We start from the raw sequence: 23240 nt of genomic DNA, 5'->3' as shown, positions 1-23240 counted from the left end.
GGCTGCTAGTGAAGTCACTCCTGTAGCAATGGTAGCTCCTTCTATCAATGGCTAAGTTTTAGTCTGAGATTGACAAAAAGCGCTCCTAGAAATAGGGGCGCTTTTTGTTTGGGGAAAAATATTTTTTAGACAGTCATGGACGCATGGACCCGCCGGCGAAGACACCGCAACTACAAAAATAAACAGTTTGCGATCGCACTCTTATCAAAGAAACCGACTTTTTTACCGAATCTACGGGCTGCAACCCATCTTTTCATAAAAAACCCGGTTTCTGACCACCCGTGCGTCCTGGACTAATATGGATAGGTGCGATCGCCCTTTAATCGAACATAAATAATCCCCATGATATTTGAAACAGAGAGATTAGTTTTGAAACCGATTGTGGAGAGCGACCTCAACACGCTCCACAGAATGTTTACTAATTTTTATGTGAGGAGATATCTGTGCGACGGCGAAATATTGTCGCTGCAAAAGGTTGAAGAAATGCTTGTCGAAAACAAAAAGCTGTTTGCAGAAAAGAAATTCGGTTTGTGGTTTATCGAAACTAAGAGCGATCGAGAAACTATTGGATTTGTTGGTTTGTGGTATTTTTTTGAAGAAGCACAGCCCCAGTTAGTTTACGCACTGCAGCCGAAAGCACTTAAAAAAGGTTACGCTACTGAAGCCTCAACCAAAATATTGGATTATGGTTTTGATGAACTTGGCTTTCACTATCTTGTCGCAAGTTGCGATCGCCCAAACATTGAGTCGCAAAAAGTCGCAGAAAGACTCGGAATGAAACAAGTAGAAGAAAGAATTATGGATGGAAATCCGATATTATTCTTTAGAATCGATAAGTAGTAATTAGCAGTAAGGGCGCAATGCACAAATGGCTTTCGGTGGTGGGGATTGGCGAAGACGGACTTTCGGGATTGAGTGCGATCGCCTCTACCCTCCTCTCTCGATCTCAAATCGTTGTTGGTGGTGCCCGTCACCTCGCAATGCTACCAACCGACGACACCCGCGAAAAATTGGTTTGGGCATCGCCTTTGCAAGCAACAGTCGATGAAATCATCCGCCGCCGGGGACAGTCTGTGTGCGTGCTCGCCAGCGGCGATCCGATGTGTCACGGTATCGGCGTCACACTGTCGCGCCAGATTCCCATTTCGGAAATGACTGTGATTCCCGCAGCATCGGCTTTTAGTCTTGCTTGCGCCCGTTTGGGTTGGCCGCTGGCCCAAGTTGAGACTTTCAGTTTGACAAATCGCCCGATCGCGTCGATCGCCCTTGGTTTCTCGCCGGGGGCGCGCTTGCTGGTGTTGAGCGCTGACAGACACACGCCGGGAATAGTGGCGGAATTGTTGACACAGCGGGGCTTTGGCAGCAGTTTGATGACCGTGTTCGAGCGGATGGGAGCGGGATCGGAACGGCGGATCGAGGGGGTAGCAGCAGCCTGGAATGCAGCGGATTTGGCTGATTTGAACACGATCGCCATTGCAGTTGCAGCCGATCGCGAAACTGTGATTTTCCCTCGTACCTCCGGTTTGCCGGATGCTGCTTATCGCCACGACGGACAACTTACCAAGCGGGAGGTTAGAGCCGTTACTCTGTCAACGTTAGCACCGATTCCCGGAGAGTTGCTTTGGGATGTGGGGGCGGGCTGTGGCTCGATCGCGATCGAATGGATGCGGAGTCATCCTCGGTGCAGGGCGATTGCGATCGAACGCCACCCAACTCGATTACAATACATTGCCGAAAATGCCTCTAATTTAGGTGTTCCCGAACTTAAAATCGTGGCGGGAGACGCGCCGGAAGCCCTGACAAATTTGCCTCAACCGAATGCTATTTTCATCGGCGGCGGTGTCACTGCAGAAGCTTTGCTGGAAACTTGTTGGAATGCTTTAGGTGAAGGTGGCCGATTAGTTGTTAATGCGGTGACAGTTGAGAGCGAGTTTAAAGTTTTGCAATGGCACGATCGTTATGGCGGGGAACTAATTAGAATTGGGGTTCAGCGAGTAGGGGCGATCGGTTCTTTTCAGGGTTGGAAACCGCTTGCACCGGTGACTCAGTGGGCGGTTGTTAAGGGGTAAAAGGACTTACCCAAGGCGCGATCGAAGAAACCGGGTTTTTGAGGAAATCTGCGGGCGGTCACGCGTCTTCTCAGCCAAAAAACCCGGTTTCTGGGCCCCCATGCGTAAGTCAAAAGGTAAAAGGCGATCCATCTATTTCCATCTTTGATATCTAAGTGAATGAAGCAGTTATAAACACGGCGAAAACGTAATAGTTTCTTCAAATCTAGCAATATAGAATACCCGATAGGCGTCTTCTGTCCACTATGCTAAGATGAAAGCTGGTTTACATTTTCTGATGAGGTCGTTATGACCAGTTCGCTGTCTCCTACAAGAATTTCTCGCTATGTCACCCGCAATCCTGAAGTTTTGCAGGGGGAACCGATTATTGCAGACACTCAAGTTACTGTACGGGATATTGTGGTGTTTTGGAAATCGGGAATAAAGCCTGAAGAAATCCCACAGAAGTTACTTCAACTCGTGACGGCGGCTCAAGTGTTTGATGCCATTAGCTTTTATCTGGATAATCAGCCAGAAATTGACGATCGGATTGCTTGGTATGAGGCGCGTCCGATGTTGAATGTTTCACCTCTTTTGAGATGTAATCCGTTGCTGAATGAAGTCACGAAATATGTTGAAGCATATCGTCACGATCGAAATGCCGATATCGATTTTCCTGAGTCTGAGACCCTATGACTCAATATATTCTCGATACCGACCATATCACACTGCTGCAACACTCTAATCCACTCATATTGCAACGTTTTGAAGCTCTCCATACCAGGGATGTTGCTATTACTGTCATCAATGTTGAGGAATTGATTCAGGGCTGGTTCAATGCAATTCGTCAAGCTTCGCAACCCGGACAGAAGCAACGCTTAACTTGGGCTTATGTGGGTTTGAGATCGGCTGTTAAATTTCTCAACGATATTCTCGTTCTGGATTTTACCGAGTCAGCTTACGAGCAATATTTGGCGCTGCGCCGTCAGGGAATACGAATTGGGACACAAGACTTGCGGATTGCGTCCATTGCTTTGGTTAATAACTCAATTTTAGTGACGCGAAATCGACAAGATTTTGCACAAGTGCCAGGACTGGTTTTGGAGGATTGGACATAACAATTGCCAAGCCAAGCTTATGTGGCATTTCCAAGTTCTGCCAGATGCCAGAAAGTCATCCCATTTTCAGTATGACTGAGCAAAATCCCCAAATCTTCGAGGCTTTCTAGACAGTCGAGAATGACTTTTTGTTTGCGGCTGGCTGCTTTGAAATGGGCGGTGACTTGGGCGGCTGTCCATTCGCCGCTTTGGGTGCGAAATAAGTCGCGGATGGCCCAAAGTTGCTCTTTGAGGGTTTTGGGGAAGGGTTGTTGTTCCGTGGGAGTAATGGCGGTTTCGGTTTCGGTGGTGATACCTGCAAGGGATGGTTGCACGTAGGTTTCGCCTGGGGCTTGGTAATCGGGACGCAGCCAGCGAATTAGTCCGTTGCGTTCTTCTTCGGCGCGTTGGGCGTTGAGGGTGACGAGGTTTTCCAGGATTTGGTCGTCGGTGAGGGTGGGTTCCCAACCATAGGCGGCAAATACGGCGGCATCGAGTTCGTCGTGGATTTGTTTGAGAGTGGAGACTAGGGCTTTTTGGTTGAAGGCTTTGTCTTTGTCGTCGAGGGGTTCGCCTTGGCGGAGTTTTTCCAGGAGGTTGTACATCCCGGTGATTGTGACTTCGGGGTGAGTGGCTTGGACTCGTTTGCGGTGGCTGTCGAGGCGTTCTCCGAGTTCGCGGATGGTTTGTTTTTGGGTTTCCGTGGCGTCGGGGAAGGGGAAGGGGTCGAAGCATCGAGTTTTGTTGTAACGAGGTCTATCTTCTAATGTTCCGCCTGCTGCCAGCGACCAAGTAACATGAACTCGACTAGAAAGAACTCCTAAGAAATAAGCATCATCAAGGGCGATCGCAATCAACATATTATCAGGTATTACTTCACGGGGAAGAAAGACGAATACTCTATGCTTCGCAGTCTCTACTGTAGCAATGTAACGCTGTAGTCCCTTTAGTGCTGGTCGAAGTTCTGTTCTGGGACGACCAAATATCCACCAGTTTTCTCGGAGGCTCTGATCGCGGTTAGTATCTCGTTCAGGTTTAACTTTATCCAACACCCATTGGAATGCTTTTGGATATAGTTCTTGAGCTTTATCAGCTTTTAAGCCAAATAAATCAATGACGCGCACATTGCGAGAACTTTGCATAAAGTCTCGTCCATTGATGTATGGGAAAAGAACCTCAGACTCAATCTCTCCAAAGTCAGATTGCTCGACAATAAACCCGGAACTAAATAGCATAACACCGCGACTGGATATCCTATCATTAGCCAGGATTTGTTGAGATTGAGTTAAATCAGAACCAGCTTGAAGGTTACTAAAAATTAGCCCTACATTCTGCAACTGCACTTGAACTTGCTCTGCTGAGTCTTCCGGTGTCTCTCCCTCACACTCAGCAACTACTGTACCAAATTCGGCAATCCTTATAGGCTTTTTGAGGTCATCTAATTCACCTGCTGTAATTGCAATTCTGACTGCTGCCCCTCCATCAATCCAAGGGTGATCGGGAATAGCAAAAATTAATCGGGTTGGAATCTTTTGCGTAAAATGAAACTCCAGAACTTTCCGCTGCCGAACTTGGCGAATACTGTTTGTGGTAATAAACCCAAAGCGTTTTATTTTGCTCGCTCTAGTTAGTTCTGCTGCCTTGTGCCACCAATACATCACAAAATCAACAGTATCCGGTACATCTTTATAAACTTTCCGCAACGTTTCTGTATACCCATCCCCCAACATTTCCCGCATTCTCGCATTCCCAATAAACGGCGGATTCGACACAATATAATCCGCCTCCTGCCACACAGCCGCCCTCGGATTCAAATACCGATAAATCGTTACTTTGTCTGTCGGATCGGGAATATCTTCCCCCGTCACCGGACTTTTCATCATCCGCCCGCCCCAGCGAGTTCTCACCTTCCCCGCCGCCTCCACATCCGGTTCCATCCCGTCATAGGCCAACACCGCATCCCGGCATTCAATATTGTTGTACTCCCGCAACACTGGTTCGATCGGCGGAATATCGCCAAACCGCCGAAAATGCCACTGCAAATACCCAATCCAAATCACCAAATCCGCGATCGCCGCCGCCCTAGGATTGATCTCAATTCCCAAAAACTGACTCGGATTAACTTGAGCAATATCTAACCGCAACTGCGCCGCGCCTGTGACATCCTCCAAGCGCCGCAACACCTCCGACTCCAACCCCTTCAACAAATCCAACGTTACATAGAGGAAATTCCCAGATCCACACGCCGGATCGAGAATTTTCACCTGTTGTAACTCCGTCAAAAATGCCTCTAAAACTGCGATCGCCTTTTTCCTTTGATTTGCAGTCGGTTCCGATTCTCCTGTGTTTAACAACTGTTTAACCTCCGCTTGTACCGCAATCCAGCGATCGCCCAAAGGCTCCATCACCACAGGCTTTACCAACCGTTCCACATACGATCGCGGCGTATAATGCGCCCCCAACTTACTTCTTTCCCGCGTATCCAGCGCCCTCTCCAACAACGTCCCAAAAATCGCCGGTTCCACATTACACCAATCGCGCTTCGCCGCCTGCAACAACACCGCCAATTGCGCCTTTGTCAACGCAAACGCCCCAGAATCCGCAAACAATCCGCCATTAAACCGCAACAGTTTGCCATGAAAGCCAAAACTCGTCCCCTCATTCATCGCCTCCCACAGCGCCTCTACCTCCGGTTTAAAAGTCTTCGGGTTAAGAATCCATCGCGTTTCCAGCGCCTTCGTAAACAGATGTTCCTTCAGCAATCCCACATCCTCAGCAAACATAGTAAAAATACAGCGCATCAAAAACTGGGCGACTTGCTGCGGATCTACATTCGCCTCCATTCCCTTCGCCAACTCTGCCAAATCCGCCGCCACTTCCCGCGTCACCCGCGCCGCAATCTTCTCCGGGTTGCGCTGCTGCGGATTGCTGAAAATATCGACAAATAAATCGAAAACATCCGCTTTTCGGAGTTCCGTCAATCCAATATCTCGCCGCGCCCCATAGCCGCCATAATCGCCGCTAAACCCCATCCATAATTCAAAATGATCGCCAATATCGCAAGTTAACAAAAACGGCGGTTTACTGGTGAGATTTCGAGTATAGGCAACTGCCTGTACAAACGCTTTTTCCATCTCTCGCAAATAGGTATTTGTCCCCCGCTTTGCCGTTCCCTTTTTGCTCGTTGTTCCGCCCTGTTTTGCCTCTATCAAAAAATGCTCGGCTTTGTAAAAATCAACAAACCCCGGAGTCACTTTCCCGCTGGGGTGAAAGATTTTGACATCCTTATCAAAGCAGTAGGGATCGTTGGGAATTCTGCCTTTATCAAAAGGGCGATCGACTCCCAGCGCATCGCACATTTCGGCAAAAAACAACTGGTAGTTTGCCCGTTCGTTACCGCTAGAACCCGCCCAGCGCGTAATGAATGTTTCGACACGCGTGCGATCGGTCTCATTCATGCTTCAACCCTGCTGCTTGCTTTTTCCTGATTCTATACTTCGATCGGTTTGAATTGGCGATTTATCTTGCGATTTTGCTTGGAAACTCCTGGCACCGATTACCCAGTGGGCGGCAGTTAAGAGGTAAAATAATCCCCAATCTTCTATTTAGAAACACTTTGTCGAGATTTGAGTTCATAGTAGATGGCCCACCAGTATCACAACAAGCTCGTAGGCGAGCTCTTCTTAAAGCTTGGAAAGTGACAGTGAGGCAAGAGGCTGAAAAATACTGGTCTTCGGAGCAGAAAACAGCTACTGGCCTAGTGATGCTTCAGATAACTTATTTCTACGATTCTGTTAAAATCGATGTAGACAACATAGTAAAGCCAATTCAAGATGCAATTATCGGGCTAGCCTATGTCGATGACGCTCAAGTAACTGATGTTCTAGTCCGCAAGAGGAATTTATCAACTAACTTTAAAGTAGAAAATATGACCTCGATTCTAGCGGAAGGATTTGCCCGTGGTAATGAATTCTTGCACATTGTCGTAATTGATGCTCCTGACAAAGAGGTACTGACATGATCGCAACCCCAACTGCAAACATAGAAAGAGAGCAACTGCTGAAACTAGCAGAGGAGTATCGTGAGAAAGGTTATGAAATTTCATTTCATCCAAACTCTGAAGATTTACCGGACTTCCTTAAAAGCTATCGCCCGGATCTGATAGTGCGCCGGGGCGAAGAATCGGTGGTTATTGCAGTCAAGTCACGCGCTTCACTCAAGTCACCCTCTACTACATATCTACGTAATTTAGCCCAAGCAGTAGCAGAAAACCCCGGCTGGAGGTTTGAGTTAGTGATGACTAACTCGGAGGATGCAGTCGATATTTCCCAAGCTGAGGATTCTTTTCAAGATCATGAAATAGAGTTGGGTTTGCAAGTCGCCAAGCAACTTGTAACACAACATCTAGAGTCAGCAATGCTATATTCTTGGTCTTTAGTTGAGGCAACTTTGAGGATTGTTGCCCATAAAGAAGAGCTAAGTTTGCAAAGATTAGAACCGCTGTATTTAGTGAAACAACTGACGGTTGAGGGCGTGATTTCCAAATCCGAATATCAGTTATTAATGAATGCGCTTTCTTTGCGGAACGCTATTGCTCATGGGTTTAAAACTACACAACTTACGCAAAATTCTGTGTGCGAACTGATTGAGGTAACAGAGAAAATATTGAAAGATAATACGGCGGTTGTCTAAAGCAAAAAGGTTGGGTTTCCTTTCGTCAACCCAACCTATTAATAATGTAATGAAATCAAACTTCAGAGTTTAGCCTTGATTCACCACAGTCGGTTTTAAACTTTCCTGTGACTTCGATCGATCTAAACCATTTTGCACTTCCACAGATTCCTTAATCGGTTTCCGGGTTTCAATTAAACTCAAAGCTTTGTTGACACTTTCAGGTAAAATCACTACCAAACTGCCGGCCGACGCCTCATCTAAAGCCTTGTTAACGGCAGTTGTTTCGTCGAGAATCAACTCGTATTCAACTTGAGATTTGTTTGCGGTTCCTGCTGAAATCGCCTCTGCAATTCCCTGGCAAATTAACTTTGCCACAACACCGGGTTCTCGGCCGCGCCTGTCAATATCTTCCTTCACAATAATACGATCGAACATCTCGGCCGAAAGTTGGCCCAGCGTGACAAAATCTTCATCTCGCCGATCGCCCGGGGCGCCGACTACCCCGATCCGCCGTCCCGGCCAATTCTGCACAAAACTGCCCAAAGCTTTGTAGCTGTGCGGGTTGTGGGCGTAGTCGAGCAAAGCGTGATAGTTGCCCAATTTAAACAAATTCATCCTTCCGGGAGTTTGACCGACGGATGCTTGGAAGCTTGACAAAGCAGCGCGAATATCTTCTATTTTCAATCCTTGGGCAAAAGCCGCCAAACAAGCTGCTAAAGCATTGGCAATCATAAACGGCGCGCGCCCGCCCATCGTCAGCGGCACGTTCACAGCCTGCTCAATTCTCAGCGTCCAATCGCCTTTCAAGATTGACAAATACCCATTTTCGTAAATCGCTGCCAGCCCGCCTGCAGCGGTATGTTTGGCAACCAGTTCGTTGTCCGGGTTCATCGAAAAATATGCAATTTGAGCCTTGACACGCTGCGCCATTTGTGATACCAGCGGGTCGTCTGCATTTAAAACTGCATAGCCTTTGGGCATTACCGACTCGACGAGGACGCTCTTGAGTTTGGCCAGTTGTTCCACGGTGTCGATGTCGCCAATGCCCAAGTGATCGGCCGCGACGTTCAAGACGACGCCGACATCGCACTGATCGAAGCCGAGGCCCGATCGCAAAATTCCACCTCTGGCAGTTTCCAGCACCGCCACTTCCACCGTCGGGTCAGACAAAATCAACTGAGCACTCTGTGGCCCGGTATTGTCTCCGCTTTCGACCAAATAATCGCCGATGTAAGTGCCGTCGGTAGTCGTGTAGCCGGTAATCTGACCGGTCTGTTTGACAATGTGAGCGAGTAGGCGAGTGGTTGTCGTTTTGCCGTTGGTTCCCGTTACCGCTAAAATCGGCACCCGGCTGGGTTGAGGTGAGGGGAAGAGCATATCGAAGACGGCGCCGGCGACATTGCGGGGTAAACCTTGACTCGGGGCGACGTGCATTCTGAAACCCGGTGCTGCGTTGACTTCGACAATGACGCCATTGACATCGCGCAGGGGTTGGGAGATGTCGGGAGTTACTACGTCAATGCCGGCGATGTCCAAACCGATAATTTTGGCGACTCTGGAAAACAGCCAGACGTTTTCCGGGTGGATTTCGTCGGTGCGATCGACTGCAATTCCACCGGTACTCAAGTTTGCTGTCGCGCGCAAAAATACTCTTTCACCGACGGGCACTACGGAGTCCATCGCGTATCCTTGTTTTTCCAGCAAATCCAGGGACAATTTGTCGATCGTGATCCGGGTGAGCACGTTGTCGTGTCCGTCTCCTCGCTGCGGGTCGCGGTTTACTTCTTCAATAAGCTGTTCTACTGTAGACCGGCCGTCGCCCACGACGTTAGCCGGGACTCGTTCTGCGACTGCTATGACTTGCCCGTTGACTACCAATACTCTATGGTCACGGCCGACGTAATAGCGCTCGACAATGACGCTTTTTGTTTTTGATGCGGCGCTGGCTAAGTCGTAGGCTTCTTCTGCTGCTTCCCAGGAATTGATGTCGATCGTAATGCCGCGGCCGTGGTTGCCGTCTAGGGGTTTGAGGACGATCGGATAACCGCCGACATCTTCGATCGCCCCGCGCAGTTCATCCAAATAATTAATCACCGTTCCTCTGGGAACCGGTACGCCGGCGCTGGCGAGGATATTTTTGGTACCTTCCTTGTCACAGGCAAGTTCTACTCCCAAAACTCCCGTGCGATTGCTCAGAGTTGCCTGAATCCGCTTCTGGTGAACCCCGTAGCCGAGTTGAATCATAAACCGGGCGCTCAAAGGTATCCAAGGAATGCCGCGCGCTTCTGCTTCCTTAATCAGTGTTTCCGTGCTCGGCCCCAGGGCTGCCGACAAAGCAAACTCCTTGAGGTCTCTCAAATCTTGGACTAATTCTGCTGCTGGATAAGTGCCTGTCTCGGCAATGCTTTGGCACATCCGCACGCCCGCCCGGGCTGCATAGCGACCCGCTTGTTCGTGTTGATACTCAATTACTACTTGGTAAGTGCCTGGGGTCGCAGTCTCGCGGGTGCGACCGAAACCGACCGGCATTCCTGCCATTTCCTGAAGTTCTAGGGCGACGTGTTCGATTACGTGTCCCATCATTGTCCCTTCTCTGACCCGTTGCAGGAAGCCTCCCTTATGGCCTGGAGAACAGTGATGGTCATTCAAACTCGGAAGTGCGGCGATCAACCCTTCATAGAAGCCAGGAATTTCCGATGTGGTTTTATCTGCCCACTCCTCTAAATCCAGACGCATCAGGACGAGTTTCTGGCGTCGGATGCTCCAGTAGTTGGGGCCGCGTAAGGTCTGGATTTTAAGTATTTTCATGGCAGTTAGAGGGGTATGGGGCGCGAAATCTTATAGATAATTGGAGCATTTATTCAATTTCGATCTAGATTGCTCGATCGACTGTTCGCTACGAACAGTTTGGGAGTGAATTTCCAGTTATGGGCTACCCCATTGAAAATTCATGCCCCAGCGATCGGCTAAAAACAAGTACAGGTTCATGGCTAGCAAAAACTCAAAGCTCGAAGCTAGAATTTTCTGTGGTTCGGCCTCCTGGGGTCAGACCGTGGCTGCTTCGGAATCTATTCTATTGTTGTATCCATGATTCGGCCGGAATGCCGCCTAATTTCTGCCGAATCAATGACAAGAGATGTTCTACGTTAGTTGGCTGTGCGGCATTCGGGGGGCCAGCCAGACTCGGAACACGCTCCCGATGGCATGGGTTTGCCTTGGGGCATATTGTAGCAATCTCCGTGACATAGAACGTGCAAGCGCATATTGAACAGACTTAAGGGTTCTGTCGCTCCTACCATAGACTCATTGGTATAAAAATTTTCCCTAGAATCAACAATAGTCACAGTGCCTTTACCGAGAATTTTCATAGTATCGTCTCCCTCAAACAAGGCGCAGGTGTCTTCGTCAATACCAATAGCGAGGCGATCTGGATGGCAAGCCACAGCCGACAGCAAGCGAGCCATGCGGTTGCGGTTGTGAAAATGCTGATCTACGATGATCTCAGGAATAATGTTAAGTCCGTTTGCCATGTCTACTAAAGAGCGGTTCGGCGACGCGCCACTCCCGCCGCCTGCAATCATGTGATATCCCATCACCGCAGCACCCGCGCTGGTGCCAGCGAGGGTAATCTTGCCTTCGAGAGTTTCTTTGCGAATTTTCTCCATCAGCGGGGTGTCCGCCAGCAGCCCACAAAGCCGCAGTTGGTCGCCGCCTGTGATGAATACGCCCGTACAGTCTTCTAAGTAATCTTTCCAGACGGGGTTTTCGCCTTGTTCCCGTTCGCGGATGTCCACTACTTTGACTGCGCTAACGCCCATTTCGTCAAATATTGTGCGGTAGCGGTTGCTAATTCCTTCGGGATCTCGCGAAGCGCAGGGAACGATCGCCAGCCGAGCGTTTGCACCCCCAGCACGGCAAAAAAAGGTGTTCAGAATCTCTCGCCCGTGAACTTTGTCTTCGGCTCCCCCGATGACCATTATCGAGGTTTTTGTGCGCTGGGGAATATTGTGTTCAAGGGCTTGAGATGTCAACTGCTGCATGGTGTGTCTTCCTCTGTTGGATGTGAAATTCAATTTTGCCGTTGCTGTGGGTACAATAGGGCTTTTTAAGAATAAATTTTTGTTTGTGCGAGTGAGGTGCGATCGCCGATCTGACTATCCCGCAGTTGTTTGGGGGCGAGTTTACTTGCAGTCGCTGTCATGAAAAACAGATTATTTTTGTACAAAACCGGCCCGCCGACACAGGAAGAGAATTTAACTTGCCAAAATTTTCAGAAATTATAAGAAATTATAAAGAATAAAGCAATTACTGAAAACTGAACTCCCTCTAAAGGTCAAACTAGAGGTGATGTATCAATGAAATTCCAATAATTGTGCGATTTGACGTTGTTACCCTATTTCCAGAATTTTTCCGGGCTCCCCTGGAGTCGGGACTGATGGGCAAAGCCTTAGCTAAAAAGATTGCTGAGGTGAATTTTGTCAATCCCCGCGATTTTACCACAGACAAGCACCAGCGAGTAGATGATGAGCCTTACGGGGGCGGAGTGGGGATGCTGATGAAGCCAGAACCGATTTTTGCTGCGGTGGAGTCGCTGCCGGTTTTGCCGAGGCGGGAGGTGATTTTGCTGACTCCCCAGGGGGAACCGATGCAGCAGGCGATGTTTCGGGAGTTGGCGGCCACGCGCGATCAGTTGGTGTTGATTTGCGGTCATTATGAAGGTGTGGACGATCGAGTCCTGCATTTGGTCACTCGCGAGGTGTCTTTGGGGGATTTTGTGCTCACGGGGGGTGAAATTCCCGCTTTGGCTTTGATTAATGGGGTTTTGCGATTGCTGCGGGGAACTGTGGCGAAGGAAGATTCGCTGAAGTTTGAGAGTTTTGAGGACGGACTTTTGGATTATCCGCAGTACACTAGACCGGCGGATTTTCGAGGATTGAAAGTGCCCGACGTGTTGCTGTCTGGTAATCACGCAGAAATTGCTCGCTGGCGCAAGCAACAGCAAATTGAAAGAACTCGATCGCGCCGGCTGGATTTGTATGAAGTTTGGTTGCAAGAGAGGGAAGAATAGGAGAAAGGGCGATCGCACGAGTGGTCAGAAACCGGGTTTTTTGCAGTAATACTTCGTTGCAGTCCACAGATTTGGTAAAAAACCCGGTTTCTTTGGTCTTGATGCGTAAATCCCGTATATTTAAGAGCCTAATAAATTTTGGATTCGCGTTTGTAAGTCTTTGAGTTCAGGAGAGCGATCGAGAAGTCCCCATAATTTTCTAGCGTTTCCAGCATTAACCCTTCTCTCCCCCCTCCAGCCGCTTTAGGATTGCCATAGCTGCTGAGGAAAGCAGCAAAAAAAAATATTTAACACTCGGCTCTGCCTTAAAAAATAAATTCACTTATCTCCCTGAAAATATGAAATAATTGTCTTCTACTATACTTACCAAACCTTCCTTTTACATGAACATCCGCATCGGCAATGGCTACGACATTCACTGCTTAGTTCCCGATCGTCCTCTCATCCTAGGCGGTGTCAATATTCCTCACGAATTAGGATTACTCGGCCACAGCGACGCCGACGTACTTACTCACGCTATCATGGACGCTATGCTCGGAGCTCTCAGCTTAGGAGATATCGGTCTTTATTTCCCGCCAACTGACCCGAAATGGAAAGGTGCTGATAGTCTCGTATTGCTGGCACAAGTCAATCAGTTAATATTAGATAAAGGCTGGGAAATCGGCAATATTGATTCGGTGGTAGTGGCAGAACGTCCAAAGCTGAAACCGCATATTCAGCAAATGCGCGATCGGCTTTCTGCTGTCCTACAATTAAAACCAGACCAAATTGGGATCAAAGCCACCACCAACGAAAAGTTAGGCCCTGTGGGCAGAGAAGAAGGAATTGCAGCCTATGCTGTAGTTTTGTTAGTGCTAAAATAGTTGTCAGGTTATGAAGAGTTTCTACTTATTTAGGAGTCGAATTTATGCTCGCCGAAGACTTGGAAATCACAACACCGATCGACGTTGACATCATAGCTCTCGATAAGGACGATCGGGTAGTCGTGCTAATCGAAGTCAAAATTATTCAAGCTCAAGAAACAGCAGCCAAGCAGAGGATTGCTGACTACATGATATCTTGGATGAAAGCTGTGTTAGCGAAGATATCCGAGCAACGCACCATAATTCCCTATGCTATGTTTGTTGACACCGAACAAATTCTGATTTTCAAATGGGACGGAGTAAATTTATCTGAACCTGTTTTTTCTCTAAATACTGGTGAGATACTTCGTTATTATGAGCCTGAATTTGGTAAAAAATGGATATCTGAGCGTTACTTAGAGAGTCTAATCGAATCTTGGCTGCGAGACTTAGGATATAACTGGAAATCTGAGATGCCGCCAGCATCAGAAAAACTAGCAATAATTGGCTTGTTAGAAAGGCTGGCTGGTGGAACAACAAAATCAGGAGTACAACTTGGTAATTTTGTATATAGAGACAAACTTCTTGATGAGTATTGCCACAGGGCGTGACCCTCAAGCAAGTACGTTGCTGAGGCAAATGCCAGCATCTGTACAGTTGACAATACCCAGTATTTGCTACAGGGAATCTTTCTCTGCTTTAGAGGACGAAGTGAAGCGACACAACTATTTCAAGCAGCAACTTGACAATCAAATCAGCGAAGCTAATCGAGATTTTACTTCGCAGCACGCTCAGTCTCTATTTTTTAACTTAGGTCAGTCTAAAATCGACCATGAAAGACGACTAGACGATATAGATTTGCGTCTGCGCCAATCTATTGAGCAGTTGTCTCAAAATGCTGAGATGATTGATTTAACAGCTAATATTATTCAAGAAAGCTTGAATGCAACTCTCATCGCTAAAGACCCAACAGATAATTTAATTCTACACTGTATCTTGAGTCATGCCCGCTTGCACCCCACAGAAACCAAAGCATTTTTAAGCGGCAACATCAAAGAATTTCGCCAACTTCCCGAAGTTCAAGATGCTTTGCAACAGGCTGGAGTGGAAAAGTATTTTTCGCGCACTGAAGACTTTCTCGGTTGGCTACAATCTCAGTCATAGTTGCACGCAGGTGGTAAACTAAAAAATTATGAAAATTTCTATGATGCTACATTCAAGACTGCGCTGGCTGGCAATTTTACTGGCGGCAATTGCCACTATAACTCTGTCTGCGTGCACTCCAGCCCGATCGAACTTAGTAAACAGACTCATCGTTCCCACCCCCAGCGGCCCAGCCACCTTTAACTACCCACTAAATCAATCTGCATACAGCGTTTTTGGCTATATGTACGAGGGATTGATCAACGAAAACGGCTTGACATCCGAGTTAGAACCCGGTTTAGCTGAGTCGTGGGAAGTTTCTAAAGATGGCAAAAAGATTGTCTTTACCCTGCGAGAGGGATTGAAATGGTCGGACGGCGCACCCCTGACTACTGATGACATTATCTTCAGCTATGAAAAGATTTATTTCAATGACAAAATCCCTAGCAGTTTGAAAGATACTCTGAGAGTTGGCATGAGTCGCGAATACCCAAAAGTTAAAAAAATTGACAGCCGCCGCGTTGAATTTTCCGTGGCAGAACCCTTTGCTCCTTTTATTAGATATGCTGGGGGAATCCCAATTTTACCAGCTCATATTTTACAGGAAGCTGTGGAAAATACAGATGCAGACGGCCAGCCTAAATACCTGACTACTTGGGGCACGGATACTGACCCTAAAAAAATAGTCGGCAACGGTCAATACCGAATGCTGAGTTATACTCCTAATCAGCGTGTTGTTTTGGAACGAAATCCGTATTTTTGGCGCAAAGATGCTGAGGGAAATGTCCAGCCTTACATCCAGCAAATTGTTTGGCAAATTATCGAAAATACTGACAATCAACTGCTGAATTTTCGATCGGGGGATTTGGATACTCTGAATGTGGAGCCGGAAGTGTTTCCCCTGCTGAAACGGGAGGAAAAACGCGGCAAATATACGGTCTTTAATGGCGGCCCGGATACTGGCAGCGTGTTTATGTGTTTCAATCTGAATAAGGGCCGCAATGCTCAAAATCAGCCGTTTGTAGACCAGGCTAAGTCTCGCTGGTTCGCGAGTAAGGAATTTCGGCAGGCGATCGCCTACGGCATCAACCGCGAGGCGATGACTAACAATATTTATCGCGGACTGGGCGCGCCGCTACATTCCCCAATTCCGGCGCAAAGCCCGTTCTACCTGTCCCCAGAAGAGGGATTGAAAACTTACAGTTACGATCAGCAAAAATCGAAAGAGTTACTGTTAAATGCTGGTTTCAAGTATAATAGTAACGGCGAATTGTTGGATGCTGAAGGCAACAAGGTGCGATTTACTTTGTTGATGGCTGCAGGTAAAAAAGTTCGGGAACAAATGGCAACGCAAATTAAGCAAGACTTGGGCAAACTGGGGATGCAAATTGATACGCAGTTCCTGAGTTTTAACACTTATGTGGAAAAGCTGCGTCTGACGCGGAATTGGGATACTTACCTCGGCGGTTTTACGGGAGGTACTGAACCGCACAGCGGCTACAATATTTGGTCTGTTAACGGCACACTGCACAGTTTCAACCAGGGCCCGCAAGCCGGAGAACCGCCGATTCAGGGTTGGAAAGTTGACGACTGGGAGCAGAAAATAGATGACCTTTACGTGAAAGCTTCCCAGGAGCTTGATGAGGCGAAGCGCAAGGAACTTTATGGGGAGACGCAGCGGATTATAGCAGAACAAGTGCCGTTTATCTATATGGTGAATCCGCTGACTTTTGAGGCGGTACGCGATCGCGTTTCGGGAATTCGCTACAGTGCCCTCGGTGGTGCTTTCTGGAATTTGTACGATCTGAAAATTGCCCAATAGTCCATCGATTTTAGATTTTATATTTTAGATTTTAGATTGACTCCACAGATGAATCTGGGAACTTGAACAATAGTCTAAAATTGTGCCTATCGCGATTTAAGTTGGGGGCTTGTATCCGTTTTTGGGCAGGTAATTAGTTAGCAGTCATTAGTTATTAGTTTATGGAACCTAAAATTTTACAGAAGTTACTCGAATCTGTCGCTGCCGGCGATGTTAGCCCGATCGCAGCTTTAGATAAATTAAAGCATTTTGACTTTGAACAAGTCGGCGATTTTGCCAAAATTGACCACCACCGCACTTTAAGAACCGGTTTTCCTGAAGTAATTTGGGGCCCAGGGAAAACGCCCGACCAAATTGTTGAAATTATTGAGGCGATGCGCGGGCGAAATTCTGCGGTGATGGCGACACGAATCGAACCGGAAGTTTTCGAGCAATTGCAACAAAAAATACCCGATTTGTGCTACTACCAAAAGGCTCGAATTTGTGCAATTTCTCCTAATTCCCCAACTCCGCAGCATCCGGGTACTGTGACTATTATCAGTGCGGGAACGGCGGATTTACCTGTAGCGGAAGAGGCGGCAATTACTGCGGAACTTTGCGGTTTTCAGGTGCGACGTTTGTGGGATGTCGGAGTTGCCGGCATTCACCGCTTGCTGAGCAACCGGCACGTGATTGCTGATGCTGATGTGTTGATTGCGGTTGCGGGTATGGAAGGTGCTTTGGCGAGTGTGGTTGCAGGTTTGGCAGATTGTCCGGTGATTGCTGTGCCGACGAGTGTGGGTTATGGCGCGAGTTTTGGCGGGATAGCTCCTCTTTTAACTATGCTCAATTCTTGTGCGGCTGGTGTGGGTGTAGTGAATATTGATAACGGGTTTGGGGCGGCAATTTTGGCTTGTCAAATTCTCAGAAGTGCTGGCCGAGTGGGGAAAATGAAAGAGGAGGAGAATGGGAGAGAGGGGGAATAGTTTTGAGTTTTGAACTGAAATCCTGAATCAGGGAGGGTTCTCTTGGCATTGCCCCTACTCCAAACAGGTTTCTTTGTTCTTCATTTACCTGAAATCTGCTGTAATTTTTCGAGTGCAGTGCGAGCGCCCCCCCTCGCGAAGACCGCTCGCGCTATAGTTAGAAACCCCTTCCATCAGACTCTTGAAACCGCATCTACACAAACTCTCGTCCCAGCAGAGGGCGACTAAAAAATACAGGAGGTATTATTAAAGCCGGGTTTGATATTACTTGCTGCCTAGCCAAATTGGATAAGCAGAAGAATCCTCAGCTTTTAACTTTTGCGCCTGATAAGTCTTGCTAGTCCAACTAGCTACTGTTTGCAGGCTTTCTGTCAAACAACTTTCGCTGCCAAACGCTTCAAATCCCAAAGTCCACCACGCGCTGCCGTTAATGTTCAACTGAGTAAGTTCCACGGTGCAACCTTGGGGAATTGGGGCTTCCACAGGCACTGACATCAGGGAACCAGGGGTCGAAACTTGATAAAGACGCTGCGCTCGCTTTTTCTTGACTCCCACCCACTTTCCTGTCGCCAAAATATCCGCCGGTATTGGCGCCATCGTGTCCGCACAAACCCACTTCAGCCACTTTTCGGCTTTGCCTTCCCAGCGGTTGCCGAACTGCATTGTCCCCAACTCTCCCTGACGCCACTTTACCTCCAAGGTTTTCCCACGCAGCTTCACTCCCAAGTAGTCGCAGCTTGGTACTAGCAAATATATGTCTTCCCGCTCTTCAGGAGGCGAAAGATACGCGCCGAGACTCTCGCTTCCAAACCATTGATTGATTGATTTTGGCAGTGCACCGCTATAAAACCACCGCATTTCCAGACTGGCCCGCATAAATTTTTCCTCCGTTCCACAATTTTCGTCAAACCCAGACTGGATTTGCCATACACCATCAACTTTTGTGCCTCTCCACTCTATCCTCCCCCCTCCGGGGCCCAGAGTCTACCCACCGTCATACCATTTTAGATTTTAGATTTTAGATTTTAGATTAGGGAAAGACTGACTATATAAGGGTTGAGAGCCTAGCGTTGCATTTTTTTTACTGGTGTCCGATCGAGATCTTTAAAAAAAATTTCTCACAATCCTTTACATATCTTCACAAGTCTGTTACATTAATTTACAGTACACTAAAAACCATTTAGGAAAAAAACATGAGTAACAGAGGCTTAATGCTGGACGACAAAGGCAAAATGAACAATTTTGCGATCGAGCCGACAGTATACATCGATGACGAACCCCGCACCGGCTTTACCCCCTACGCAGAACGCTTAAACGGCCGCCTTGCCATGATTGGCTTTGTTTCTCTCTTGGCTTTAGAAGTTTCGACCAAGCACGGGCTGATTAGCTGGCTGACTCACCTGTAATGATTTTGTTAACAATTAAACTATATGGCTATGGATCGCTGGCGGTACACAAACAGCGATCCATAGCTTAACTATTTTTAGCGGCAAGGTTTGGTGAGACAATTAAAATTAAATATTTTTGTTTTACCCTACTCGTAAAAAGAATGCTCAAACGAATTGCGGCAATACTTCTGGTGGTTCTCAGCCTCACCTTGACCGGTTGTGTGTCTAAAGTCACCGGACTCAAAAGCTACGTTGATACTGGCGATGGCTATCAATTTCTCTATCCTAACGGCTGGCTGCCGATCGCGGTTTCTAACGGGCCCGATGTGGTGTTCCGCGATTTGATTCAGCAAACCGAGAATGTCAGCGTGGTAATCAGTCCAGTTGCGAAGGACAAAACTCTGGCGGATTTGGGATCGCCGACGGATGTGGGATACAAGCTCAGCAAAAGTGCGATCGCCCCGGCTGATTCGGGCCGCGAAGCTGAATTAGTCAATGCAGAAGCTCGTGAATCGCGATCGAAAAACTATTACATTTTAGAATACGCCGTTAAGTTGCCAAACCAAGAACGCCACAACTTAGCGAGTGTAGCAGTCAGCCGCGGCAAACTTTTTACCCTTAACGTTTCCACTACCGAAGAACGCTGGCCAAAGGTAAAAGAAGCTTTTGAGAAAGTTGTTAAATCTTTCTCTGTTTATTAGTAGGTTAAAAAGTAGTTGGGAATGGGGAATGGGGGACTGAGCCTTGGGCATTGGGCATTGGGCATTGGGCATTGAGCATTGGAGGCAGAGCCTGGAAAGTTATTGGTAAAACAAATAATCAATAACAAATAATAACTGTCAACTGTCAACTGTCAACTGTCAACTGTCAACTGACTTCTTAACTTATGAAAATTCCAACTTTTGTATTAGCTTCAGCTTCTCCAGCGCGCCGCCGCCTGCTAGAAAATGCCGGCATTCAAGCTGTGATTTGCCCCAGCGACTTTGATGAAGGGCAAATACAAATGAAAGATGCCACTAATTTAGTGCAGGTTTTAGCAGAGGGAAAAGCTGAGGCTGTAGCTAAGTTTTTACTGGCTAATTCTCACCCCCAAATCCCCAATCCCAAAGCGTGTTTGGTGTTGGGATGCGATTCAATTTTGCTCATAGATGGCGAAATTCACGGCAAACCCAAGGATGCGGAAGAAGCAATCTCGCGCTGGCAGAAAATGCGCGGTAAGGTGGGCGAACTGTATACGGGTCATGCTTTGATTGATACTAGATTCGATGACTTTGATCAGGCAAAGTCGCGATCGGTCATTCGCTATCAAGTTACAAAAGTTCATTTTGCGGAAGTTACCTCGCGCCAAATTGCGGCTTACGTGGCTACCGGAGAACCCTTGCAATGTGCAGGCTGTTTTGCACTGGAAGGTAAAGGCGGCTTTTTTGTGGAACAAATCGAAGGATGTCACACAAATGTGATCGGTTTGAGCTTACCTTTGCTGCGGCAAATGCTCACCGAAATGGGATATGATGTGGCGGATTTCTGGCAATCTTAAATATTGTTGAATTTATGTCAGGAATCGAGAGGCACAGCCTCGCTTATATGCCTTCCCAGGCAGAGCCTGGGAAAGAGGATTGAGAGCCTTGTTGTTATGGAATGGGCGTTTCGCCCGTCCGTGCTATGCAAATTAGCCTTGGCCACCAGTTGGTAATTATCCTAGAGCGATCGTCCCGTCAGACACAGAGGTAAACTGAAGTTGACTAGGCGAAACATCCTTCACCAAAGCCAAGATATTGCCGCTGCTAGCTTCCCGAATCACCGTCGCCTTAGTATTTAAAATTCTAAAATCAGCAGTGCGAGGAATTCCCGGAGGAAAAGGCCCGCTGCTGTCATAATCTCTGGCATCACCAATTGTTAAAAACCTTTCGCTCAAAACAATATCATCTCGCGTCAATCCAGACGCCAATCCAATTACATCACCTTCAGCCGGATTGTAATCGAGAATAAAATCTGCAGGCACTTCATCTACATCAAAATTGCCACTAGGAGGCGGTTGAAGCGAACCAATTTCCCCCGAAGTGGCTCCCAATTCTGTGCGGAGGACAAACAAATCTGCACCTTCACTTCCCCAAAGTCTATCAATTCCAGCCTCACCGATTATAGTATCATTTCCACTCTCTCCTACTAAAGCATCATTCCCTTTACCGCCGCGAATAAAGTCATTTGCCGTGCCTCCATAAACGTAGTCATTATCTTGATCTCCGCTGACAAAATCGCTGCCACATTCTCCATAAAGAATGTCAAAATCTTGGCCGCCGCGAATAGTATCGCTGCCGCAACCTCCGATTAAAGTATCTGTGCCGCTGTTACCGTTCATCAGTTCCGCACCACCGGAACCTCTGACAAAATCGTTACCAGCTAAGGCCCGCAAACCTCCGGGAGTATTCCGCAGAATTCCATTTGCTAATTGAAATGCGTCGTCATTGGGAGTTAAGTCAAAAAAGTTGGGGTCGCTGCCTGGATTTGGCAATGGCCCTGTGAGTAATGTGATGTTTGGGGGATCAGCAATAATTGGATCTGAATTTTCAGCTAATGCTCTAATTTCTCCGAGATTTGTTTCTAACATCCTAATTTTCTCCTTTTTTGATTGACTTTGTTGACATTCTGATTTTAACAAAGGTTTCAATTAATAAATCTGCGGGAATCTGGGGTTAAAACAATCAAATTACTGTCAAAATTGCCGGAGACCCTTTTTCAACAAGCAGAGCTTATTGACAGCAATCTGCTCGTCCAAATCCGCAAATATTTTGAACTGTGCACCAATAATTCTGGGGATCGCGTACTCTATTACCCGTCAGCAGTCAGCGTGGGAAAACCCAGAGACTGCTAATTGTCATGAAACCTTGAGTTAAGTCAGGAATAATTAATATGCTAGACACTGCGATCGAATCTATTCAAGCCAGAGAAATCCTCGACTCCCGCGGCCGCCCCACCATTGAAGCTGAAGTTTACCTAGCTAACGGTGTTGTCGGACTCGCCCAAGTCCCCAGCGGCGCGTCTACAGGCTCTTTTGAAGCCCACGAACTCCGCGACGACGACAAAAGCCGTTATGGTGGCAAAGGAGTCCTAAAAGCCGTCGCTAACGTCGAACACAAAATTGCCCCCGCTTTGGCTAATCTAGATGCGATCGACCAAGCACTGGTAGACAAAACCATGATTGACTTGGACGGTTCCCCGAACAAATCACACCTCGGCGCAAATGCCATTCTCGGAGTCTCCTTAGCCACAGCAAAGGCAGCCGCCGAAACTTTAGGACTCCCCCTTTACCGCTACTTGGGCGGCCCCTTGGCGAACGTTTTACCAGTGCCACTGATGAACGTGATCAACGGGGGATCTCACGCTAACAATAATGTGGACATTCAAGAATTTATGATTGTCCCTGTGGGTGCGCCCTCTTTTAAAGAAGCTTTACGCTGGGGTGCAGAGGTATTTGAATCCTTGAGTAAAGTCTTAAAAGCTGAGGGTTTGCTGACTGGTGTGGGTGATGAAGGCGGTTTTGCGCCTAATCTTAAATCTAATCAAGCAGCTTTGGATTTGTTGATTGCAGCTATTGAAAAAGCTGGCTACAAACCGGGTGAACAAGTTGCTTTGGCTTTGGATGTTGCTGCTAGCGAATTTTACAAAGATGGGCAGTACACTTACGACGGTGTGGCTCATTCGCCTGCAGAATTAATCGATTATTTGGATGGTTTGGCGAGTCAATATCCCATTATTTCCATTGAAGATGGTTTGCATGAAGACGATTGGGACAGTTGGGTAGCGCTGACTGAGAAAATGGGCAGCAAAGTTCAATTGGTGGGTGACGATTTGTTTGTTACTAATCGCACGCGGCTGCAAAAAGGAATTGATTTGAAAGCTAGCAATTCGATTTTGATTAAGCTGAATCAAATTGGTTCTTTGACGGAAACTTTGGATACGATCGACCTGGGTAAACGGAACAGCTATCGAGCCGTCATCAGCCACCGTTCCGGTGAAACTGAAGATACCACAATTGCCGATTTAGCGGTAGCGACTCGCGCCGGCCAAATCAAGACTGGTTCTTTGTGTCGCAGCGAACGAGTTGCCAAATACAACCGTTTGTTACGGATTGAGGATCAATTGGGCGATCGAGCAATTTATGCTGGGTCGATCGGTTACGGGCCAAAGTAACA

Annotated in this window: 21 protein-coding genes; 16 read left to right on the top strand and 5 right to left on the bottom strand. The window is 47.5% G+C overall.

Annotated elements, in window-relative coordinates:
• Positions 1 to 342: 342 nt before the first annotated feature.
• The 4 genes from QUB08_RS16740 to QUB08_RS16725 all read left to right on the top strand — a co-directional run bounded on the left by QUB08_RS16740 (position 343) and on the right by QUB08_RS16725 (position 3166).
• Complete coding sequence (locus QUB08_RS16740; protein ID WP_333225760.1) at positions 343 to 840, top strand: GNAT family N-acetyltransferase; 498 nt, start codon at positions 343 to 345, stop codon at positions 838 to 840.
• Between the two features lie 20 nt (positions 841 to 860).
• Positions 861 to 2069 carry a precorrin-6y C5,15-methyltransferase (decarboxylating) subunit CbiE gene (cbiE, locus tag QUB08_RS16735; RefSeq protein ID WP_333225759.1) on the top strand — a complete coding sequence of 403 codons (1209 nt, stop codon included), beginning with the start codon at positions 861 to 863 and terminating at the stop codon, positions 2067 to 2069.
• A 288-nt stretch (positions 2070 to 2357) separates the two neighbouring features.
• Positions 2358 to 2744: a DUF433 domain-containing protein gene (locus QUB08_RS16730; protein WP_333057493.1), complete on the top strand. Its 387-nt coding sequence runs from the start codon at positions 2358 to 2360 to the stop codon at positions 2742 to 2744.
• The gene (locus QUB08_RS16725; RefSeq protein ID WP_333225758.1) at positions 2741 to 3166 is read left to right on the top strand and encodes a type II toxin-antitoxin system VapC family toxin; all 426 of its coding nucleotides are present in this window, start codon (positions 2741 to 2743) and stop codon (positions 3164 to 3166) included. The genes QUB08_RS16730 and QUB08_RS16725 overlap by 4 nt, the downstream gene beginning before the upstream one ends.
• 17 nt (positions 3167 to 3183) lie before the next feature.
• Here the strand turns inward: QUB08_RS16725 and QUB08_RS16720 are convergent, their stop codons facing one another.
• Positions 3184 to 6603 carry a DNA methyltransferase gene (locus tag QUB08_RS16720; RefSeq protein ID WP_333225757.1) on the bottom strand — a complete coding sequence of 1140 codons (3420 nt, stop codon included), beginning with the start codon at positions 6601 to 6603 and terminating at the stop codon, positions 3184 to 3186.
• Here QUB08_RS16720 and QUB08_RS16715 point away from each other — a divergent pair.
• Positions 6570 to 7166: a RusA family crossover junction endodeoxyribonuclease gene (locus QUB08_RS16715; protein WP_333225756.1), complete on the top strand. Its 597-nt coding sequence runs from the start codon at positions 6570 to 6572 to the stop codon at positions 7164 to 7166. The two genes, QUB08_RS16720 and QUB08_RS16715, sit on opposite strands and share 34 nt — an antisense overlap.
• Positions 7163 to 7837 (top strand): hypothetical protein, encoded by a 675-nt coding sequence (locus QUB08_RS16710; RefSeq protein WP_333225755.1) that lies wholly within the window; start codon positions 7163 to 7165, stop codon positions 7835 to 7837. Before QUB08_RS16715 ends, QUB08_RS16710 begins: the two co-directional genes overlap by 4 nt.
• A 69-nt stretch (positions 7838 to 7906) precedes the next feature.
• Here the strand turns inward: QUB08_RS16710 and cphA are convergent, their stop codons facing one another.
• Both cphA and QUB08_RS16700 read right to left on the bottom strand, forming a co-directional pair.
• Positions 7907 to 10627 carry a cyanophycin synthetase gene (cphA, locus tag QUB08_RS16705; protein ID WP_333225754.1) on the bottom strand — a complete coding sequence of 907 codons (2721 nt, stop codon included), beginning with the start codon at positions 10625 to 10627 and terminating at the stop codon, positions 7907 to 7909.
• 338 nt (positions 10628 to 10965) lie between these two features.
• Positions 10966 to 11859: a cyanophycinase gene (locus QUB08_RS16700; RefSeq protein ID WP_333225753.1), complete on the bottom strand. Its 894-nt coding sequence runs from the start codon at positions 11857 to 11859 to the stop codon at positions 10966 to 10968.
• 332 nt (positions 11860 to 12191) lie between these two features.
• On the opposite strand from QUB08_RS16700, the gene trmD reads away from it, so the two are divergent.
• From trmD to larB, 6 genes are all read left to right on the top strand, one after another.
• Positions 12192 to 12887: a tRNA (guanosine(37)-N1)-methyltransferase TrmD gene (gene trmD / locus QUB08_RS16695; RefSeq protein ID WP_333225752.1), complete on the top strand. Its 696-nt coding sequence runs from the start codon at positions 12192 to 12194 to the stop codon at positions 12885 to 12887.
• A gap of 383 nt (positions 12888 to 13270) precedes the next feature.
• Positions 13271 to 13750: a 2-C-methyl-D-erythritol 2,4-cyclodiphosphate synthase gene (gene ispF / locus QUB08_RS16690; protein WP_333225764.1), complete on the top strand. Its 480-nt coding sequence runs from the start codon at positions 13271 to 13273 to the stop codon at positions 13748 to 13750.
• A gap of 44 nt (positions 13751 to 13794) precedes the next feature.
• A complete protein-coding gene (locus tag QUB08_RS16685) occupies positions 13795 to 14340 on the top strand; it encodes a hypothetical protein (protein WP_333225751.1) in 546 nt (181 codons plus the stop codon).
• Positions 14318 to 14893, top strand: a complete 576-nt coding sequence (locus QUB08_RS16680; RefSeq protein WP_333225750.1) for a PIN domain-containing protein — start codon at positions 14318 to 14320, stop codon at positions 14891 to 14893. Before QUB08_RS16685 ends, QUB08_RS16680 begins: the two co-directional genes overlap by 23 nt.
• A gap of 40 nt (positions 14894 to 14933) precedes the next feature.
• Positions 14934 to 16694: an ABC transporter substrate-binding protein gene (locus QUB08_RS16675; RefSeq protein ID WP_333225749.1), complete on the top strand. Its 1761-nt coding sequence runs from the start codon at positions 14934 to 14936 to the stop codon at positions 16692 to 16694.
• Between the two features lie 161 nt (positions 16695 to 16855).
• Positions 16856 to 17659 (top strand): nickel pincer cofactor biosynthesis protein LarB, encoded by an 804-nt coding sequence (gene larB, locus QUB08_RS16670; RefSeq protein WP_333225748.1) that lies wholly within the window; start codon positions 16856 to 16858, stop codon positions 17657 to 17659.
• 264 nt (positions 17660 to 17923) lie between these two features.
• Here the strand turns inward: larB and QUB08_RS16665 are convergent, their stop codons facing one another.
• Positions 17924 to 18535, bottom strand: coding sequence for a hypothetical protein (locus QUB08_RS16665; RefSeq protein WP_333225747.1), 612 nt, complete (start codon positions 18533 to 18535; stop codon positions 17924 to 17926).
• 317 nt (positions 18536 to 18852) lie between these two features.
• On the opposite strand from QUB08_RS16665, the gene QUB08_RS16660 reads away from it, so the two are divergent.
• From QUB08_RS16660 to QUB08_RS16650, 3 genes are all read left to right on the top strand, one after another.
• Entirely contained in the window at positions 18853 to 19065 is a 213-nt protein-coding gene (locus tag QUB08_RS16660; protein ID WP_333225746.1) for a high light inducible protein, read from the top strand.
• Positions 19066 to 19208: 143 nt separating this feature from the next.
• Positions 19209 to 19748 (top strand): photosystem II reaction center PsbP, encoded by a 540-nt coding sequence (psbP, locus tag QUB08_RS16655; protein ID WP_333057481.1) that lies wholly within the window; start codon positions 19209 to 19211, stop codon positions 19746 to 19748.
• 185 nt (positions 19749 to 19933) lie between these two features.
• The gene (locus QUB08_RS16650; RefSeq protein WP_333225745.1) at positions 19934 to 20584 is read left to right on the top strand and encodes a nucleoside triphosphate pyrophosphatase; all 651 of its coding nucleotides are present in this window, start codon (positions 19934 to 19936) and stop codon (positions 20582 to 20584) included.
• Between the two features lie 156 nt (positions 20585 to 20740).
• On the opposite strand, the gene QUB08_RS16645 is transcribed toward QUB08_RS16650, so the two are convergent.
• Positions 20741 to 21655, bottom strand: coding sequence for a calcium-binding protein (locus QUB08_RS16645; protein WP_333225744.1), 915 nt, complete (start codon positions 21653 to 21655; stop codon positions 20741 to 20743).
• A 302-nt stretch (positions 21656 to 21957) separates the two neighbouring features.
• Here QUB08_RS16645 and eno point away from each other — a divergent pair, with 302 nt between their 5' ends.
• Positions 21958 to 23238 carry a phosphopyruvate hydratase gene (gene eno / locus QUB08_RS16640; RefSeq protein WP_445300927.1) on the top strand — a complete coding sequence of 427 codons (1281 nt, stop codon included), beginning with the start codon at positions 21958 to 21960 and terminating at the stop codon, positions 23236 to 23238.
• Positions 23239 to 23240 lie beyond the last annotated feature (2 nt).

The sequence above is a fragment of the Microcoleus sp. BR0-C5 genome, from assembly GCF_036705045.1.
In the GTDB taxonomy this organism is placed as follows: domain Bacteria; phylum Cyanobacteriota; class Cyanobacteriia; order Cyanobacteriales; family Microcoleaceae; genus Microcoleus.
The sequence above is the reverse complement of the archived record's forward strand: the minus strand, read 5'-3'. Positions and strand labels throughout refer to the sequence as shown.

Excerpts from the sequence above, each read along its gene's own strand:
- QUB08_RS16740 (WP_333225760.1), top strand. The coding sequence starts at position 343 with ATGATATTTGAAACAGAGAGATTAGTTTTGAAACCGATTGTGGAGAGC.
- cbiE (WP_333225759.1), top strand. The coding sequence starts at position 861 with ATGCACAAATGGCTTTCGGTGGTGGGGATTGGCGAAGACGGACTTTCG.
- QUB08_RS16730 (WP_333057493.1), top strand. The coding sequence starts at position 2,358 with ATGACCAGTTCGCTGTCTCCTACAAGAATTTCTCGCTATGTCACCCGC.
- QUB08_RS16725 (WP_333225758.1), top strand. The coding sequence starts at position 2,741 with ATGACTCAATATATTCTCGATACCGACCATATCACACTGCTGCAACAC.
- QUB08_RS16715 (WP_333225756.1), top strand. The coding sequence starts at position 6,570 with ATGTTTCGACACGCGTGCGATCGGTCTCATTCATGCTTCAACCCTGCT.
- QUB08_RS16720 (WP_333225757.1), bottom strand. The coding sequence starts at position 6,603 with ATGAATGAGACCGATCGCACGCGTGTCGAAACATTCATTACGCGCTGG.
- QUB08_RS16710 (WP_333225755.1), top strand. The coding sequence starts at position 7,163 with ATGATCGCAACCCCAACTGCAAACATAGAAAGAGAGCAACTGCTGAAA.
- cphA (WP_333225754.1), bottom strand. The coding sequence starts at position 10,627 with ATGAAAATACTTAAAATCCAGACCTTACGCGGCCCCAACTACTGGAGC.
- QUB08_RS16700 (WP_333225753.1), bottom strand. The coding sequence starts at position 11,859 with ATGCAGCAGTTGACATCTCAAGCCCTTGAACACAATATTCCCCAGCGC.
- ispF (WP_333225764.1), top strand. The coding sequence starts at position 13,271 with ATGAACATCCGCATCGGCAATGGCTACGACATTCACTGCTTAGTTCCC.
- QUB08_RS16685 (WP_333225751.1), top strand. The coding sequence starts at position 13,795 with ATGCTCGCCGAAGACTTGGAAATCACAACACCGATCGACGTTGACATC.
- QUB08_RS16680 (WP_333225750.1), top strand. The coding sequence starts at position 14,318 with ATGAGTATTGCCACAGGGCGTGACCCTCAAGCAAGTACGTTGCTGAGG.
- QUB08_RS16675 (WP_333225749.1), top strand. The coding sequence starts at position 14,934 with ATGATGCTACATTCAAGACTGCGCTGGCTGGCAATTTTACTGGCGGCA.
- larB (WP_333225748.1), top strand. The coding sequence starts at position 16,856 with ATGGAACCTAAAATTTTACAGAAGTTACTCGAATCTGTCGCTGCCGGC.
- QUB08_RS16665 (WP_333225747.1), bottom strand. The coding sequence starts at position 18,535 with ATGCGGGCCAGTCTGGAAATGCGGTGGTTTTATAGCGGTGCACTGCCA.
- QUB08_RS16660 (WP_333225746.1), top strand. The coding sequence starts at position 18,853 with ATGAGTAACAGAGGCTTAATGCTGGACGACAAAGGCAAAATGAACAAT.
- psbP (WP_333057481.1), top strand. The coding sequence starts at position 19,209 with ATGCTCAAACGAATTGCGGCAATACTTCTGGTGGTTCTCAGCCTCACC.
- QUB08_RS16650 (WP_333225745.1), top strand. The coding sequence starts at position 19,934 with ATGAAAATTCCAACTTTTGTATTAGCTTCAGCTTCTCCAGCGCGCCGC.
- QUB08_RS16645 (WP_333225744.1), bottom strand. The coding sequence starts at position 21,655 with ATGTTAGAAACAAATCTCGGAGAAATTAGAGCATTAGCTGAAAATTCA.
- eno (WP_445300927.1), top strand. The coding sequence starts at position 21,958 with ATGCTAGACACTGCGATCGAATCTATTCAAGCCAGAGAAATCCTCGAC.